Annotated in this window: 12 protein-coding genes and 1 pseudogene; 7 read left to right on the forward strand and 6 right to left on the reverse strand. The window is 60.9% G+C overall.

What is annotated here, in order from left to right:
- Positions 1 to 168: 168 nt before the first annotated feature.
- The 3 genes from ACYPXD_RS03225 to bamA all read left to right on the forward strand — a co-directional run bounded on the left by ACYPXD_RS03225 (position 169) and on the right by bamA (position 4,179).
- Positions 169 to 1,137: a D-2-hydroxyacid dehydrogenase family protein gene (locus ACYPXD_RS03225; protein ID WP_459707384.1), complete on the forward strand. Its 969-nt coding sequence runs from the start codon at positions 169 to 171 to the stop codon at positions 1,135 to 1,137.
- Positions 1,138 to 1,386: 249 nt separating this feature from the next.
- On the forward strand, positions 1,387 to 1,785 hold the full coding sequence (locus ACYPXD_RS03230; RefSeq protein WP_459707386.1) for a hypothetical protein: 399 nt from the start codon (positions 1,387 to 1,389) through the stop codon (positions 1,783 to 1,785).
- Positions 1,786 to 1,914: 129 nt separating this feature from the next.
- Positions 1,915 to 4,179 carry an outer membrane protein assembly factor BamA gene (bamA, locus tag ACYPXD_RS03235; protein WP_459707388.1) on the forward strand — a complete coding sequence of 755 codons (2,265 nt, stop codon included), beginning with the start codon at positions 1,915 to 1,917 and terminating at the stop codon, positions 4,177 to 4,179.
- A 34-nt stretch (positions 4,180 to 4,213) separates the two neighbouring features.
- On the opposite strand, the gene ltnD is transcribed toward bamA, so the two are convergent.
- The gene (gene ltnD / locus ACYPXD_RS03240; protein WP_459707391.1) at positions 4,214 to 5,104 is read right to left on the reverse strand and encodes an L-threonate dehydrogenase; all 891 of its coding nucleotides are present in this window, start codon (positions 5,102 to 5,104) and stop codon (positions 4,214 to 4,216) included.
- Positions 5,105 to 5,292: 188 nt separating this feature from the next.
- Between ltnD and ACYPXD_RS03245 the strand changes: the two genes are divergently transcribed.
- Positions 5,293 to 7,092 carry a nitrite/sulfite reductase gene (locus ACYPXD_RS03245; RefSeq protein ID WP_459707393.1) on the forward strand — a complete coding sequence of 600 codons (1,800 nt, stop codon included), beginning with the start codon at positions 5,293 to 5,295 and terminating at the stop codon, positions 7,090 to 7,092.
- Positions 7,089 to 7,514, forward strand: a complete 426-nt coding sequence (locus ACYPXD_RS03250; RefSeq protein ID WP_459707397.1) for a DUF934 domain-containing protein — start codon at positions 7,089 to 7,091, stop codon at positions 7,512 to 7,514. Before ACYPXD_RS03245 ends, ACYPXD_RS03250 begins: the two co-directional genes overlap by 4 nt.
- An 83-nt stretch (positions 7,515 to 7,597) precedes the next feature.
- On the opposite strand, the pseudogene ACYPXD_RS03255 reads toward ACYPXD_RS03250, so the two are convergent.
- Positions 7,598 to 8,220 (reverse strand): annotated as a pseudogene (locus ACYPXD_RS03255) (glutathione S-transferase family protein).
- Positions 8,221 to 8,371: 151 nt separating this feature from the next.
- On the opposite strand from ACYPXD_RS03255, the gene ACYPXD_RS03260 reads away from it, so the two are divergent.
- Entirely contained in the window at positions 8,372 to 9,241 is an 870-nt protein-coding gene (locus ACYPXD_RS03260; RefSeq protein ID WP_459707399.1) for a GNAT family N-acetyltransferase, read from the forward strand.
- Positions 9,242 to 9,291: 50 nt separating this feature from the next.
- Here ACYPXD_RS03260 and ACYPXD_RS03265 read toward each other — a convergent pair whose 3' ends face one another.
- Positions 9,292 to 9,753, reverse strand: coding sequence for a winged helix-turn-helix transcriptional regulator (locus ACYPXD_RS03265; RefSeq protein ID WP_459707401.1), 462 nt, complete (start codon positions 9,751 to 9,753; stop codon positions 9,292 to 9,294).
- An 81-nt stretch (positions 9,754 to 9,834) separates the two neighbouring features.
- On the opposite strand from ACYPXD_RS03265, the gene ACYPXD_RS03270 reads away from it, so the two are divergent.
- Positions 9,835 to 10,722 (forward strand): SDR family oxidoreductase, encoded by an 888-nt coding sequence (locus tag ACYPXD_RS03270; protein ID WP_459707403.1) that lies wholly within the window; start codon positions 9,835 to 9,837, stop codon positions 10,720 to 10,722.
- 167 nt (positions 10,723 to 10,889) lie between these two features.
- Here the strand turns inward: ACYPXD_RS03270 and ACYPXD_RS03275 are convergent, their stop codons facing one another.
- The 3 genes from ACYPXD_RS03275 to ACYPXD_RS03285 all read right to left on the reverse strand — a co-directional run bounded on the left by ACYPXD_RS03275 (position 10,890) and on the right by ACYPXD_RS03285 (position 14,493).
- Positions 10,890 to 12,650 (reverse strand): tetratricopeptide repeat protein, encoded by a 1,761-nt coding sequence (locus tag ACYPXD_RS03275; protein ID WP_459707406.1) that lies wholly within the window; start codon positions 12,648 to 12,650, stop codon positions 10,890 to 10,892.
- Between the two features lie 220 nt (positions 12,651 to 12,870).
- Positions 12,871 to 13,734 (reverse strand): alpha/beta fold hydrolase, encoded by an 864-nt coding sequence (locus ACYPXD_RS03280; protein ID WP_459707408.1) that lies wholly within the window; start codon positions 13,732 to 13,734, stop codon positions 12,871 to 12,873.
- Positions 13,735 to 13,914: 180 nt separating this feature from the next.
- Entirely contained in the window at positions 13,915 to 14,493 is a 579-nt protein-coding gene (locus ACYPXD_RS03285; protein ID WP_459707410.1) for a flavin reductase family protein, read from the reverse strand.
- Between the last annotated feature and the right edge of the window lie 162 nt (positions 14,494 to 14,655).

Consider the following 14,655-nt stretch of genomic DNA (forward strand, 5'->3'; position numbering starts at 1 on the left):
GGGGCGAGTTGCGTATGTCTAGTAGCTGTCTTATTGTATGACGACTTGAGTCTGCGGATGCACGTCAATATTGTCAATAATTTCTGTCGACCACTAATGGGTGCAATACACCCCGCTCAGCATGCGCGAATCGCACCCGTCGTACCCATTCAACCAGGAGACAACGCAATGACCACCGCTTCGGTCAATATCGCCGTGCTCGACGACTATCAGTACGTCGCCGCTACCCTCGCCGACTGGGCGAGCCTGCAACCTCGGGCGAACGCCATCTTCTTTCACGATCACGTTGCCGAGCCCGATGCGCTTGCCGCACGGCTCGCTCCGTTCGATGCGATCGTGCTGATGCGCGAACGCACGCGCTTCGACGCCGACCTGCTCGCCAGACTGCCGAACCTGAAGCTGCTCGTCACGGTCGGCATGTGGAATGCAGCCGTCGATCTGCATGCGGCGAAGGCGCGCGGCATCGTCGTTTCGGGCACGGATGCGGGCGAACCTGCGGCCACGCCAGCGCTCACGTGGGGCATGATTCTCGCGATCACGCGCAACCTGCATCGTGAATCGGCCTCGGTGCGCGCAGGCGGCTGGCAAACCAGTGTGGGGGTCGACATCAACGGCAAGACGCTTGGCGTGCTTGGCCTTGGCAGTATCGGCAAGCAGATTGCGCACTTCGGCGCCGTGTTCGGCATGAATGTGATCGCATGGAGCCCGAACCTGACGCCCGAACGCGCCGCGGAAGGCGGTGCGCAATACGTCGATAAGGCGACGCTGTTCCGCGAAGCGGACATCGTGTCGATCCACCTGAAACTCGGCGACCGTTCGCACGGCCTGGTCGGCGCGGCCGAACTCGCATCGATGAAACGGACCGCTTATCTCGTCAACACGTCGCGCGGTCCAATCGTGTCGGAGCCGGCCTTGATCGAAGCCTTGCGGACGCAGCGCATTGCAGGCGCCGCCCTCGACGTGTTCGACGAAGAGCCGTTGCCGCTTACGCATCCATATCGCTACCTGCCGAATGTGCTTGCAACGCCGCACATGGGTTATGTGACTGAAAACACGTATCGCCGCGCGTATCCGCAGATTGTCGAATCGATTCGCGCGTGGCTGGCCGGCGCGCCGATTCGCCAACTGCAGGCGTAGCGATCGGAAACAATCGGCAACCATTCAGCAAGCAGATATCGGGCAAAACGTAAGACGCGCACACCGCTAAAACACAGCCCGAAAATCGCACGCCGATTGCAGGCGCATTGCAGCAATGCTTGCAATCGGTCGTATGATCCCCGAATTTTTATCAGCCTCGCGGAAGAAATCTGCAGTAACCCGCAGGTAACATGAACACGGCCGATCTAACCTAACCTCCATGACTGGCTTCGTTTGGAGTGAACAGGTATGGCCCCGCCGTCCGCCGTCGCGATCGATTCGTTCAAGGGCTTCGAGCTGACCGCCGACGGTCAGTATCTGATTCTGAACAGCAACCAGCCCGATCGCATCGCGCTTCATTGCTCGGTCATGCACGAGCTGCTGGCGGCCCTCTCCAATGCGATCGGTTCGTCCGAGCGCATCCGCCACAAGAAAAAGAGCGTCAAGTTCGCCATGCCTTGCGAAGCGTGGGCGCTCGGCAAGGATGCTGACGGAAAGCCCTACCTGATTTTTACGTTCCGGTTGCCCGGGGGCGCGGAGTTGTCCTTCCAGTTGCACCGCTCGCAAGCGGCGCATATGACTGAGGTGCTTGCGCTGGCAACCGGTCTTGCCAAAAGCCGTGATCTTCCAGGACTGCGACTGCAATAGCCGTCACAGCAGCAGCAACCGGTCGAGCCTCATTACAACAAGCTCCATCCAACGAGCTTAAACATAGCAAGCTGCATGAAGTCACGAATATTACTATCCCGCTGCGCGCAGTCTTTCACCTGGGTTGGCATGAGCGTGGCGGTAGTACCGGCACACGCGGCCGACTCGTTCGTGGTGCAGGACATCCGTATCGACGGCTTGCAACGGGTCGAACCGGGCACCGTCTTCTCGTATTTGCCGATCAAGAAAGGCGATACGTTCGACGACGATAAAGCATCCGAAGCCATTCGCGCGCTCTATGCCACAGGCTTTTTCAACGACGTGAGGATTTCCGCCGAAGGCAACGTCGTCATCGTAACGGTGGCCGAACGCCCGGCCATCGGCTCGATCGATTTCGCGGGTATCCACGAGTTCGAGAAAGACAATCTGCTGAAGGCGCTCAATGCGGTCGGCCTCTCGCTCGGCCGCTATTACGACAAGGCGCTGGTCGACAGGGCCGAACAGGAGCTCAAGCGTCAGTACCTGACGCGCGGCTTCTATGCGGCCGAAGTCACCACCACCATTTCCCCGATCGACCGTAACCGCGTCGGCTTGCTGTTTTCGGTGATCGAAGGGCCGAGCGCGAAGATCCGCCAGATCAATTTCATCGGCAACAAGGTGTTCAGCACGGGCACGCTGCGCGATGAAATGGAAATGTCGACGCCGAACTGGTTCTCCTGGTACACGAAAAACGACCTGTATTCCAAGGAGAAACTGACCGGCGACCTCGAACATATCCGCTCGTACTACCTGAATCGCGGCTATCTCGAGTTCAATATCGAGTCGACGCAAGTGTCGATCACACCGGACCGGAAGGACATGTATCTGACGGTCACGCTGCACGAGGGCGAGCCGTACACCATTGCGAGCATCAAGCTTGCGGGCAATCTGCTCGACCGCGAAGCGGAGCTGCAGAAGGTCGTTACAGTGAAGCGGGGCGAACGCTTCTCCGCGGAAAAACTGCAGGCCACCACCAAAGCGATCGTCGACAAGCTGGGCGAGTACGGCTACGCATTTGCCACCGTCAATGCGGTGCCGCAGATCGATCAGGAACATCACAAGGTCGACCTGACGCTGCAGGTGGACCCCGGCAAGCGCGTGTACGTGCGGCGTATCAACGTAACCGGCAATACGCGCACACGCGATGAAGTGGTGCGACGCGAAATGCGCCAGCTCGAAAGCTCGTGGTTCGATTCGAGCAAGCTTGCGTTGTCCAAGGACCGTGTCAACCGGCTCGGCTATTTCACTAACGTCGACGTAAACACCGTCCCGGTGGAAGGCACCGACGACCAGGTTGATGTGAACGTCGACGTGACCGAAAAGCCGACCGGCGCAATCACACTCGGCGCGGGCTTTTCGTCGACGGATAAGGTGGTGCTATCGGCCGGCGTATCGCAGGACAACGTATTCGGCTCCGGCACGAGCCTATCGGTCAACGTGAACACCGCGAAAACGTTCCGCACGCTAACGGTTACGCAGGTTGACCCGTACTTCACGGTGGACGGCATCAAGCGCATTACCGACGCGTACTACCGCACCGTGCAACCGCTGATTTTCTCGACCGATTCGAGCTTCCGGATTATCACGGTCGGCGCGGACACGAAATTCGGCATTCCGTTTTCAGAAGCGGACACCGTGTTTTTCGGCATCGGCCTCGAGCAGAACCGGCTCGATATCGACGGACAAACGCCGCAGTCGTATATCGACTACGTGAAAGAATTCGGCCGCGTGGTCAACAACGTGCCGGTCACCGTCGGCTGGTCGCGCGACAACCGCGACAGCGCGCTCGTGCCGAGCCGCGGCTACTTCACGCAGGCAAACGCCGAGTACGGTACGCCGGCCGGCAACACGACCTACGTGAAGCTCGATGCGCAGGCACAGTACTATTACTCGTTCGCGCGCGGCTTCGTGCTGGGCCTGAACTTTCAGGGCGGTTACGGCAAGGGCCTCGACGGCCAGACATTCCCGATCTTCAAGAACTACTTTGCAGGCGGTATCGGCTCGGTGCGCGGCTATGAACCGAGTTCGCTCGGCCCGCGCGACGCGACCACCGGAGATCCGATCGGCGGCTCGCGCCTTGCGGTCGGCAATATCGAACTGACGTTCCCGCTGCCGGGCACCGGATACGACCGCACGCTGCGCGTATTCACGTTCTTCGACGGCGGCAACGTGTGGGGCGACCCGGGCCAGGGCGGCACATCGACCGGTGCAAACGGCTTGCGCTACGGCTATGGTGTCGGCCTTGCGTGGATTTCGCCGATCGGGCCGCTCAAGCTGAGCCTGGGCTTCCCGCTCGTCAAGCATACGGGCGATCAGTATCAGAAGTTCCAGTTCCAGATCGGCACGGCCTTCTGATGTCGATGCGCGCACGCGCGCGCAGGCCGGAGAATTAAGCCGACTTTGGCAGGTCGATGCCCGGGAATACCTTGATTACGGCCGAATCGTCTTCGCCGCCGTGTCCGGCCGTCGACGCCATCATAAACAGCTGATGAGCGGCCGCCGATAACGGCAGCGGAAACTTTGTCGCGCGCGCGGTATCGAGCACGAGGCCGAGATCTTTGACAAAGATGTCGACTGCGGAGAGCGGCGCATAGTCGCCGTGCAGAATATGCGGCACGCGATTCTCGAACATCCACGAATTGCCGGCGCTGTGCGTGATGACCTCATACAGCATGTCCGGATCGACGCCTTCACGCAGCCCTAACGCCATTGCTTCCGCCGCGGCTGCGATATGCACGCCGGCAAGCAACTGATTGATGATCTTCACCTTCGAGCCTACGCCGTGTTCGGCGCCAAGCCGATAGACCTTCGCGGCAATCGCACCGAGCACGTCCTCGCAGACTTCGTATGCGGCTTGCGGGCCCGACGTCATCATCGTCATCTCGCCGGTTGCCGCGCGTGCGGCCCCGCCCGAGACGGGCGCGTCGAGCATCAGAATCCCACTTGCATCGAGGCGTTTTGCGAGGTCCGCCGCAAATGCGGGCGGCACCGTCGCGCTGGACAGCACGACACTGCCGGGCTTCATCGCGAACGCCGCGCCGTTATCGCCGAACAAGACCGCGTCGCTCTGCTGTGCATTGACGACCAGTGTGATCACGATATCGCACTGCGCGCCAAGCGCCGCGGGGCTTTCCGCCGCGATCCCGCCTTCATTCGCGAAGCGCTGCAGCACGTCGCGGCGCAAATCGTAGGCATGCGTGGGGAACCCCGCCCTTAGCAGCGAACGCGCGACGCCGAGCCCCATCGCGCCCAAGCCGATCACTCCCACCTGTCTTTTCATGCGTCTGTCTCCCGGGTCAGTATTGAACGGTCAAAACGATGCATACCTCGGTACTGTAGACCCGAACGGCCGGCAGTATCGCAACTGCTGCGATATTTTTGCGCGCATCTGCCCCTGTCCGCCTGTGCCTATTGCGAGTATTTTCAGTTGATACGTCTTTCGACGTCCAATCGTCATTTATCGGCCACATGTATCAATACAACGAGTTTGACAGGGCATTCCTGCGCAATCGCGCCGCGCAGTTCCGCGATCAGATCGAACGCTGGCAGGACGGCCGCTTGAGCGAAGACCAGTTCCGCCCGCTACGACTGCAAAACGGCTGGTATGTGCAACGGCATGCGCCGATGCTGCGCGTCGCGGTGCCCTATGGCGAGCTTTCGAGCGCGCAGTTGCGTGTCCTCGCGCGCGTCGCGCGCGAATACGACAAGCCCGAGGCCGAGGTGTACCGCCGTGCGCTCGATGCGCAGCGCAAGCTCGGCACCGTAAGGCTGCCGACACATCACGCGCACTTCACGACACGCACAAATGTGCAGTTCAACTGGATACCGCTTGCGAAAGCGGCCGACGTAATGGACCTGCTCGCGACCGTCGATATGCACGGCATCCAGACGAGCGGTAATTGCATCCGCAACATTTCCTGCGACGAGCGCGCGGGCGTGGCGCCTGACGAAATCGCGGACCCGCGGCCGTTTGCGGAAATCATGCGGCAGTGGACCACTTTGCATCCGGAATTCGCGTACTTGCCGCGCAAGTTCAAGATCGCGATTACAGGCGCGAGCGAAGACCGCGCCGCAACCGAATGGCACGACGTCGGGCTGCGGCTGAAGTACGACGAACATGGAGCACTCGGATTTCGCGTGACGGTCGGCGGCGGCATGGGACGTACGCCGGTGATCGGCGCCGTGCTGCGCGAATTTCTGCCGTGGCAGCATGTGATGAACTACATCGAGGCCGTGGTCCGCGTGTACAACCAGTATGGCCGGCGCGACAACAAGTACAAGGCGCGCATCAAGATTCTCGTGAAATCGGAAGGACAGCACTATATCGACGACGTCGAAGAGGAATTCCGGCAGATCGTCGAGCACGACGGCGGTCCGCATACGATTCCCGATGCGGAACTCGAACGCGTGCGCGCTTACTTTGCGTCGCCGAGGGCGTTGGCCACGCGCAAGCACGAGCCCGATCCGCTCATGGCCACCGCGCTGCGTGAGGCCGCCGCGCATACGCCGCAGCTCGCGCGCTGGCTCGATCGCAATGTGGCCGCGCATCGCGATCCCGCACTGCGCATCGTGACGCTGTCGTTCAAGCGCCTGTTGCAGGCGCCCGGCGATGCGTCGGCGGATCAGCTCGAAGTCGTCGCCGATCTCGTCGAGCGCTTTTCGGCCGGCGAAGCACGTGTCACGCACACGCAGAATATCGTGCTGCCGTGGGTGCATGCGGACGATTTGCTCGCGCTATGGAATGCGGCACGCGCCGCGGGACTCGCAAGCGCGAACGTCAATCTGCTGACCGATATGATCGCGTGCCCCGGCGGCGATTTCTGCGCGCTGGCGAATGCACGCTCGCTGCCGATCGCGCAAGCGATCACCGAACGCTACCAGGATATGGACGAGCTCGAAGATATCGGCGAAATCGATCTGCATATCAGCGGCTGCATCAACTCGTGCGGCCATCACCATAGCGGGCATATCGGCATACTTGGCGTCGATAAGGACGGCTCCGAGTGGTACCAGGTGACGCTTGGCGGCTCCGACGGAACGCAAGCGAGCGGCCCGGCGCAAGCGGGCAAGGTGATCGGCCCGTCGTTTTCCGCGGATGAAGTAACCGAGGCCGTGCAGGCCGTGCTGCAGACCTATCTTTCGCTGCGCACGAGCTGTGGCGCTCGCGCATGCCGGGAGACGTTTATCGAAACGGTGCGGCGCGTTGGCATCGAGCCGTTCAAGGCCGCAGCCAACCGCGTGCGCACGCTGGCGGAGGAAATCGCGTGAATACCGCTTTCCCCATCCGGCTTTTGACGTCTGATGAACATGCTGCTGAAAGTGCGGCCGATGGCGAACTTGCCGAATCGCGCGTCGTCACGCTCGCGAACGATATCGACCCGCTGAATTTACGTGACGTAATCGCCGCCGCGCAACGCGTCGAACTGCATTTCCCGAGCTTCACCGACGGCCGCGCGTACAGCCAGGCGTACCTGATACGGCGCAGACTTGGCTTTGCCGGCGATTTACGCGCAACCGGCGACGTGCTCGCCGATCAGCTGACGCAAATGGAACGCACCGGTTTCTCCAGCGCCGTGCTCAACGACGACGTCGATATCGCCGATGCAAGGCGGCAATTGCAGCGCTTCGGCGCGTTTTATCAAGGCGACGCGGCGCACGATGCGCCGTTTCGCCGAGCCGACGCCAGTTGAACATGGTTTCAGCGTGATCCGACCTGCCCGTAGCGGATCAACCGCGCATAGTAGTCGAATCGCGCCTTCGCACCGCTCCGGGTTCAAGGCTGGCCATTTCTGCAATAGAGCGCGAATGCCGGATGCGCGGCGAGACGCTCGAAGTACTCAGCGACCGCTGGAAAATGCGGTTGTTCGAATGGCGTACTGAGCCAACGGTTGACGGACAGCGCAATAGGAACATCGGCAAGAGAGAACGCGTTGCCCGCAACGAACGCACGCGTTGCTTCGAGCTGGCCGTTCAGTATGCGCATATGTTTCGTCCACGCCTTCAGAGAGGCGTCGATTTCCGCGGCGTTTTGATGCACCGGCGATTTTCTGACCAGACCGAGAAAGGCATAGCTCCACGAGCGGTTGAGGTCCGTGGCTTGCCAGTCCATCCATTGATCGACCCTCGCGCGCTCCAGAGGAGCGGCGGGATAAAGCCATGCACCGTCATAGCGCATAGCCAGGTAGCGAATGATCGTGTTCGATTCCCAGAGCACGAAATCGCCATCACGAATAACCGGTACGAGCCCATTCGGGTTCAGCGCGAGAAATTCGGGCGTTTGGGTCGATCTGAAGCCGCCCCCCAGTCTTCCCGCTCGAATGGGATCTGGAGTTCCGCGCAGGCCCAGAGCACCTTGCGGACATTGATTGACGATGCCTTGCCGAGCACTTTTAGCATATGTCGTTCTTCTAGTTGCCTGAGAGGGCCATTCTGGTAGCGGCGCACCAATGCCTCAAGAGACAATTGGAAACGCCGCGACCGTGGCAGTTTCGCGCGTGCCGAACGAGCGCTAAACTGGGCAGCGCCGAAGCCGATCGCGGAGGGATAGATGAGCAACGCCATCAATACCAAAGACGATTTCACCGTCCGGCCGATGCAGTCCGACGAAGTGGAACTCGCCGTTCAGTGGGCGCAACGGGAGGGATGGAATCCTGGCCTGCATGACGCGGCATGCTTTCGTGCCGCGGACCCCGATGGATTTTTTATCGGCATGCTACGCGGCGAACCGGTCGGGTCGATCTCCGCGGTTCGATATGGTGAGCACTTCGGCTTTATCGGCCTTTATATCGTGAAGCCGGAATTCCGCGGCAAAGGCTTTGGCTTGCGGATCTGGCAACACGCGATGGCGTATCTCTCCGGCCGCAATATTGGACTCGACGGGGTTGTCGAGCAGCAAGACAACTACCGCAAATCCGGTTTTCAGTTCGCGCATCGGAACGTGCGGTTTCAAGGCGTCGCGAGACCGCGACGCGTTCCAATGCAAAGCATGGCGATAGAGGATATTAAGCAATTGCCGCTCGGGCCATTGATGTCATATGACCAGTCATGCTTTGCGGTGTCTCGCGAGCAGTTTCTTGCGGAATGGATCGCGCAGCCGGACGCGACTGCGATTGCCGCAATGCACGATGATGCGATTCACGGGTACGGTGTGCTGCGCCCATGCGCTAGCGGACATAAGATCGGACCGCTCTTCGCCGATGACGTGCGCACTGCGGAAGCCCTGCTCGATGCGTTAATAGCGCAACACGAAGGCGAGACCTTCGTGCTCGATGTGCCGGAGCCCAATGCTCATGCGGTCGCACTAGCACAACGGGTTGGAATGACGAGCGTGTTCGAAACGGCGCGCATGTACACAAAGGCCGTGCCGGCCGTTCCGCTTGCACGCGTGTTCGGTATCACGACGTTCGAGCTTGGGTGATATCAACATTGGCGGCCGTCTGCGTTGACGTCGCGTCATGTTCCGCCGGTTCACTTCACGTCGACCGCGGCAACCTCCGCGATATCGAACTGTCTTCTCGCCGCAACGATCTCGTCAAAGCGCGCGTCGGCCCATTCGATCAGTCCGCCGAGCGGCACGAGCACCGAACGCCCGAGTGGCGAGAGCCGATACTCGACGCTCGGCGGCTTGGTCGGAAACACGTGACGCGTGACGAGCCCTTCGCGCTCGAGCGTGCGCAGCGTCTGCGTCAGCATGCGCTTCGAGATATCGGGTATCACGCGATGCAAGTCGCTGAAGCGGCGCGGCTTGCCGGCAAGCGACATCAACGTCAGCGTCGACCATTTGTCGCCGATCACGTCGAGCACGTTGCGGATCGGACAGCGCACCGCATCGAAACCGTCCTCCTGCCATGCGCTGAAGTGACCGGCAACGTCTTCATTCGACACCGGATCGGGCTTACCGGATGGGTTACTAGCAGGTAACCTGGACACGAAAAACTGCCTCCTTACGCATTCGAAACATGGTCTCTATGATAGACCCACTCTCACTTCAGGACAGTATAGGAGCGTGATATGTCGAAGGAATCGAACGTTCTCGTTACGGGCGCGGCGGGTCAATTGGGCCGGCTGGTGATCGATGCATTGTTGAAGACGGTGCCTGCGGAGCGCGTTCATGCGCTGGTGCGCAATGCGAAGGCGGCGCAAAGTTTGGCTTCGCTCGGTGTGAAGACGCATATCGGGGACTATGACGAACCGGGTACGCTCGACGCGGCGTTTGCCGGTATCGATAGGGTGTTGCTGATTTCGTCGAATGATCTCGGTGGACGCCTCGTGCAGCATGGGAATGTGATCGAGGCGGCCAGGCGCGCGCGTGTGAGGCTGGTTGCGTATACGAGCTTGCTGCATGCGAATACGTCGACGCTCGGGCTGGCGCGTGATCACCGGCAGAGCGAAAGTTTGCTGCGCGAGTCGGGAGTGCCGTTCGTGGTGCTGCGTAATGGTTGGTATACGGAGAACTATGCGGCGACGATTCCGGTTGCTATCGAGCATGGGGTGATGCTTGGTAGTGCTGGTAATGGGCGGATTTCGTCGGCGGCGAGAGCGGATTACGCTGCGGCGGCCGCGGCGGTGTTGAGCACCGCTGATATACAGCCGGGGCGGATTTATGAGCTTGCAGGGGATCAGGCTTTTACGCTCGCGCAGTTTGCCGCGGAAGTGGCCAGGCAGGCGAGGAAGACCGTTGCGTATCGGGATTTGCCGGAGACTGAGTTCAAGGCGGCGCTGGTCGCAGCGGGGTTGCCGGAGCCGGTTGCCGCACTGCTTTCGGATTCGGATCGCGGGGCCAGCGAAGGTGGGTTGTTCGATGAGGGTGGAGAGTTGGGGAGGCTGATCGGGCGACAGACTACGCCGTTTGCGGAGACTATCGCTGCAACACTTGCGCTTGCCCGGCAAGTGACGTAAAGCGGCGCGTCATTTGAAGCGGCACGAATCACGGGAAACACCAACGCGTGCCGAAGCGACGCAGACCGATGTCGTACGCCGACAACACGTCGGCTCAGGACATCATGCGCGACCGCCATGACCAATGATCATTATCCGCCGCGCTGCCCGCCCTCGCAGCGCGGCAATCAGAACTCGACGTTGCTCAACGCCTCCCGCATCCGCTCGATCAGCGCCCCCCACCCTTCGTCTTTCGCTTGCCTGAAAAGCCGAACCGTATCGGGATACCACGGCGAATCGCTACGATCGCGCAGCCATCGCCAGTCCACATCGTGCACCGGCAGCATCACCCAGCAGCGCTTGCCAAGCGACGCCGCAAGATGCGCCGTCGACGTATCGACGCAAATCAGCAGATCGAGCTGCGCAACGATAGCGGCGGTGTCGGCAAAATCCGCGACCTCCGAACCAAGATGCAGCAGCGGCTGCTTGGCGGGCGGCGCTTTAGCTTCGTCTTCGGCCTGCCCCTTCTGCAAGCTCACAAAATTCAAACCCGGCACGCCCCACAGCGGCGCCAAAGCCGCAAGAGACGGCACCGACCGGTTCGCGTCGTTGTGATGTTTCGGATTACCCCTCCATACGATGCCGACCTTGCGGCCGCGAGGCAGCACCGCGAGGCGTTCGGCCCAGTGCTGCACGAGCGCAGGGTCCGGAATCACAGCAAGCGCCGGCGGAATCGTGCGTAACGTCGTGCGCAGATAGGCAGGAACGCTGATCAGACTCGTCCACGTGTCATATGTGTCCGAGCGCAGCAACGCGTGGCCGTGACTCATCACTTCGTCGACACAATCGATGCGCTCAAACAGACGCCGCAACGCGCCCGCGCAAGCAAACGTAATATGCGTCACCCCTTGCGCTTTGAGCAGCGGCAGATAACGCCCGAACTGGATCATGTCGCCGAGCCCGTCTTCCTGCCACACGAGCAGCCGCTTGCCCGCGAGCGGCTCGCCGCGCCAGCGCGGGCAGCGCAGCACCGCCGCGCTATGGTGATGGATATTGCCTTCCTGTTCGTAGCGCGATTCGTAAAGCCGCCAGGCTTCTTCGTAGCGCCCGATACTCAGCAGGAGCGAGCCGAGCGAAAACTGCGCCAAATGGAAATTCGGACGAAACGCAATCGCACGACGATACGACGCTTCCGATTCGCTCAACCGGCCAAGCGTCTTCAATACGATTCCGCGGTTGTGATGCACTTCGGGAATGTCGATACGAATCGCGAGTGCGCGCTGGTAGGCGTCGTCCGCTTCGGCAAGCCGGTCGAGCTGCTGCAACGTGTTGCCGAGATGAACATGGTTTTCGACAAGATTCGGCTGCAACTGCAGGGCCTTTCGATAAGCGTCTTCCGCTTCGGCAAAACGCTTTGCCGCATGCAGCAATTTACCGAGGTTGTGATAAGCCTCCGCACAATCGGGGCGCCGCGCCAGCGCATCGCGATACGCCGCTTCCGCTTCTGGCAAACGGTTCAGATCGAACAGCACCGCGCCCAGGTTGTTGTGCCCTTCCACATGATCGGGACGTACCGATAGCAACTTCCGGTAAATCGCCTCGGCCTCTGCGAGGCGCCCCATTCCCTTGAACATGATGCCAAGGCTGTTATACGCCTCGACGAAATCGGGCCGCACGTCGATCAGGCGGCGCCAGTAGCGTTCGGCGTCCTCCGCTTGCTTGAGCCCAAGCGAACTGATCGCGGCGATATTGAGCGCCTGAACCAGATCGGCGTCGCTCATCGGCGCATTCGCATCGATCAGCGGCTTCACCTTCGCGAGCGCATCGGCGTATGGGCCTTCGGGGCGAGGCGCGTCAGGCCAGAGAGGACGTTGCTGAGCGTGCGGTTGCTGCGGCTGCGTTTGAGATTGCTGCTCCTGGCGCGGCTCGCCAGTCGGAAGTGTGGCCATGATCGTCGGTATGAATGCGCCGTGGCCGCTGCCTGCGTGAAGCGGTGCCACGTGGGAAGCCGATATGCCCCCACGTTCGAAGCTTAAGGCAGTTGCGCCCGGCACATTCCGACGAAGAAAGCACCTTGCTCTGCCCTATTCGGGCAATAAGCGCTTTCATTGCGTGTGGATACATTACGTACCCTACGTAAAGCTAACAAATCTATTTCAGCGTATGGCGCTAGCCCTTCCAGTCGCGCAGAAAAGCAAGCAGCGCCTCGTTTGTTTCGATCGGCCGCTCTTCATGCGGGAAGTGCCCCGCCAGCGCGATTGGCGCACAAGTCAGGTCCGAGGCCATCTCGTTCCAGATCTCGCGCATATCGACAAACTTCGCGCCGTCGAACTCGGCGCCCCATAGCGCGAGCGTCGGCACCGATATCTTCACGTGTGCATCCTGCTTGTCCTGCTCGACGTCCTGCCGCCATGCGCGGTAGTCCTCGAATGCGCCGCGCAAACCGCCGGGCGACGCATATGCGCGCCGATAGATTTCGATATCCGCGTCGCTGATCGCGCTGATGTCGTAGAGCCACGACGTAAAGATATGGCGCAGCCATACTTCTTCGCGCCCTTGCACGAGCGCTTCCGGCAAATCGCGCACGCCGTTGAAGAAAAAGAACCAGCCCGCTTGTGCAAAGTCGGCATTTACACGCTCGAAGATCATGCGCGTGGGGATATTGTCGAGCGCCGCAAAGCGCGCAACCAGCGACGGATGATCTTTCACAAGCCGCGTCGCAACGCGCGCGCCGCGGTCATGCCCGATCACCGCGGCACGCGAGATACCGAGCGTCGCAAGCAGTTCCTTGATGTCGTTCGCCATCGTGCGCTTGTCGTAGCCGCCCACCGGCTTATCGGAGGCGCCATAGCCTCTCAAGTCCGGCACGATCAACTGATACTGGCGGCTCAGTACCGGTATCTGCCGCCGCCACGTATGCGACGTTTCGGGAAAGCCGTGCAGCAGCACGACCGGAGGACCATCGCCTGCAAGCGTGTAATGCAGCTTGATGCCGTTGACGGTACGACGATGGCTGGAAATAGCAGTATTCATAGGTCCGTTCCCGTTTGCGGTTGCATAAAAAACGGCGCCCGGTACACGCATCGGTCTGCATATCGATGGCCGTCCCCGGACCTTGCAAGTCTTGCATGGCCCCTCGCGCGGCTTTTAGGCCGGCCCGCAAAGACGTGCGGAATGACGCAACGGGAAAAGCGGAATTGCGGCGAGCAAAACTTACGGAAGGGGCTTCGCGCGCAATATGTTCGACGCGCTAGCGAAATTGCCGGCGCCGAGATGATGGAGCGTATGCAGCGACTCGTTCGACGAGTCGAATATCCAGTGCCCGTTGTTGAACACGCGTGGGTCGGACGCCGCCGATACAACCTCGCCGAAGCACGTGTCGTAAGCATCTTCGGTATGCGGCTCGCGAATCAGCCTGCATTCGAGCCACGCCGCGCAGTTCGCCTCCACGAGCGGCAGCCCCAGCACCGGCCCCGCGATCGGCTCGATGCCGTACTCGGCGAACTTGTCCCCATCGCGTCCGGTTGAGGAACCGACCGCATACGTCACATCGGCCGCGGCGGCGCCCGGTATGCAAACACCGAACGTGCCGCTCGCGATGACAAGCTCGCGCGTATACGTGTTCTTATCGATGACGATCGCGATACGCGGCGGCGTGAATTCGACAGGCATCGACCAGGCGGCAGCCATGATATTGCGCCGCGCGCCATCCATACTAGTAACGAGCACGGTCGGCCCATGATTGATCAGGCGGCTCGCTTGCTCGAGTGCAACGGCTTTGAATTGGCTCATGGGCGGTCACCGTAAACGAAGGACTTTTCGCATTGTAAAGCGCTGGCGATCGCGTTGCCCGTCGCTCGTTGAGACCGTTGCCGGCTTTACCCGCGCGAGGTGTGCCCGTACACCCGGCGCGCGGGTTCGCCGATGCGCGCTTACGAATTCGCCTACGAATTG

The organism is Paraburkholderia sp. 2C, from assembly GCF_054589215.1.

Excerpts from the sequence above, each read along its gene's own strand:
- ACYPXD_RS03230 (WP_459707386.1), top strand. The coding sequence starts at position 1,387 with ATGGCCCCGCCGTCCGCCGTCGCGATCGATTCGTTCAAGGGCTTCGAG.
- ACYPXD_RS03270 (WP_459707403.1), top strand. The coding sequence starts at position 9,835 with ATGTCGAAGGAATCGAACGTTCTCGTTACGGGCGCGGCGGGTCAATTG.
- ACYPXD_RS03275 (WP_459707406.1), bottom strand. The coding sequence starts at position 12,650 with ATGGCCACACTTCCGACTGGCGAGCCGCGCCAGGAGCAGCAATCTCAA.
- ACYPXD_RS03260 (WP_459707399.1), top strand. The coding sequence starts at position 8,372 with ATGAGCAACGCCATCAATACCAAAGACGATTTCACCGTCCGGCCGATG.
- ACYPXD_RS03285 (WP_459707410.1), bottom strand. The coding sequence starts at position 14,493 with ATGAGCCAATTCAAAGCCGTTGCACTCGAGCAAGCGAGCCGCCTGATC.
- ACYPXD_RS03225 (WP_459707384.1), top strand. The coding sequence starts at position 169 with ATGACCACCGCTTCGGTCAATATCGCCGTGCTCGACGACTATCAGTAC.
- ACYPXD_RS03280 (WP_459707408.1), bottom strand. The coding sequence starts at position 13,734 with ATGAATACTGCTATTTCCAGCCATCGTCGTACCGTCAACGGCATCAAG.
- ltnD (WP_459707391.1), bottom strand. The coding sequence starts at position 5,104 with ATGAAAAGACAGGTGGGAGTGATCGGCTTGGGCGCGATGGGGCTCGGC.
- bamA (WP_459707388.1), top strand. The coding sequence starts at position 1,915 with ATGAGCGTGGCGGTAGTACCGGCACACGCGGCCGACTCGTTCGTGGTG.
- ACYPXD_RS03245 (WP_459707393.1), top strand. The coding sequence starts at position 5,293 with ATGTATCAATACAACGAGTTTGACAGGGCATTCCTGCGCAATCGCGCC.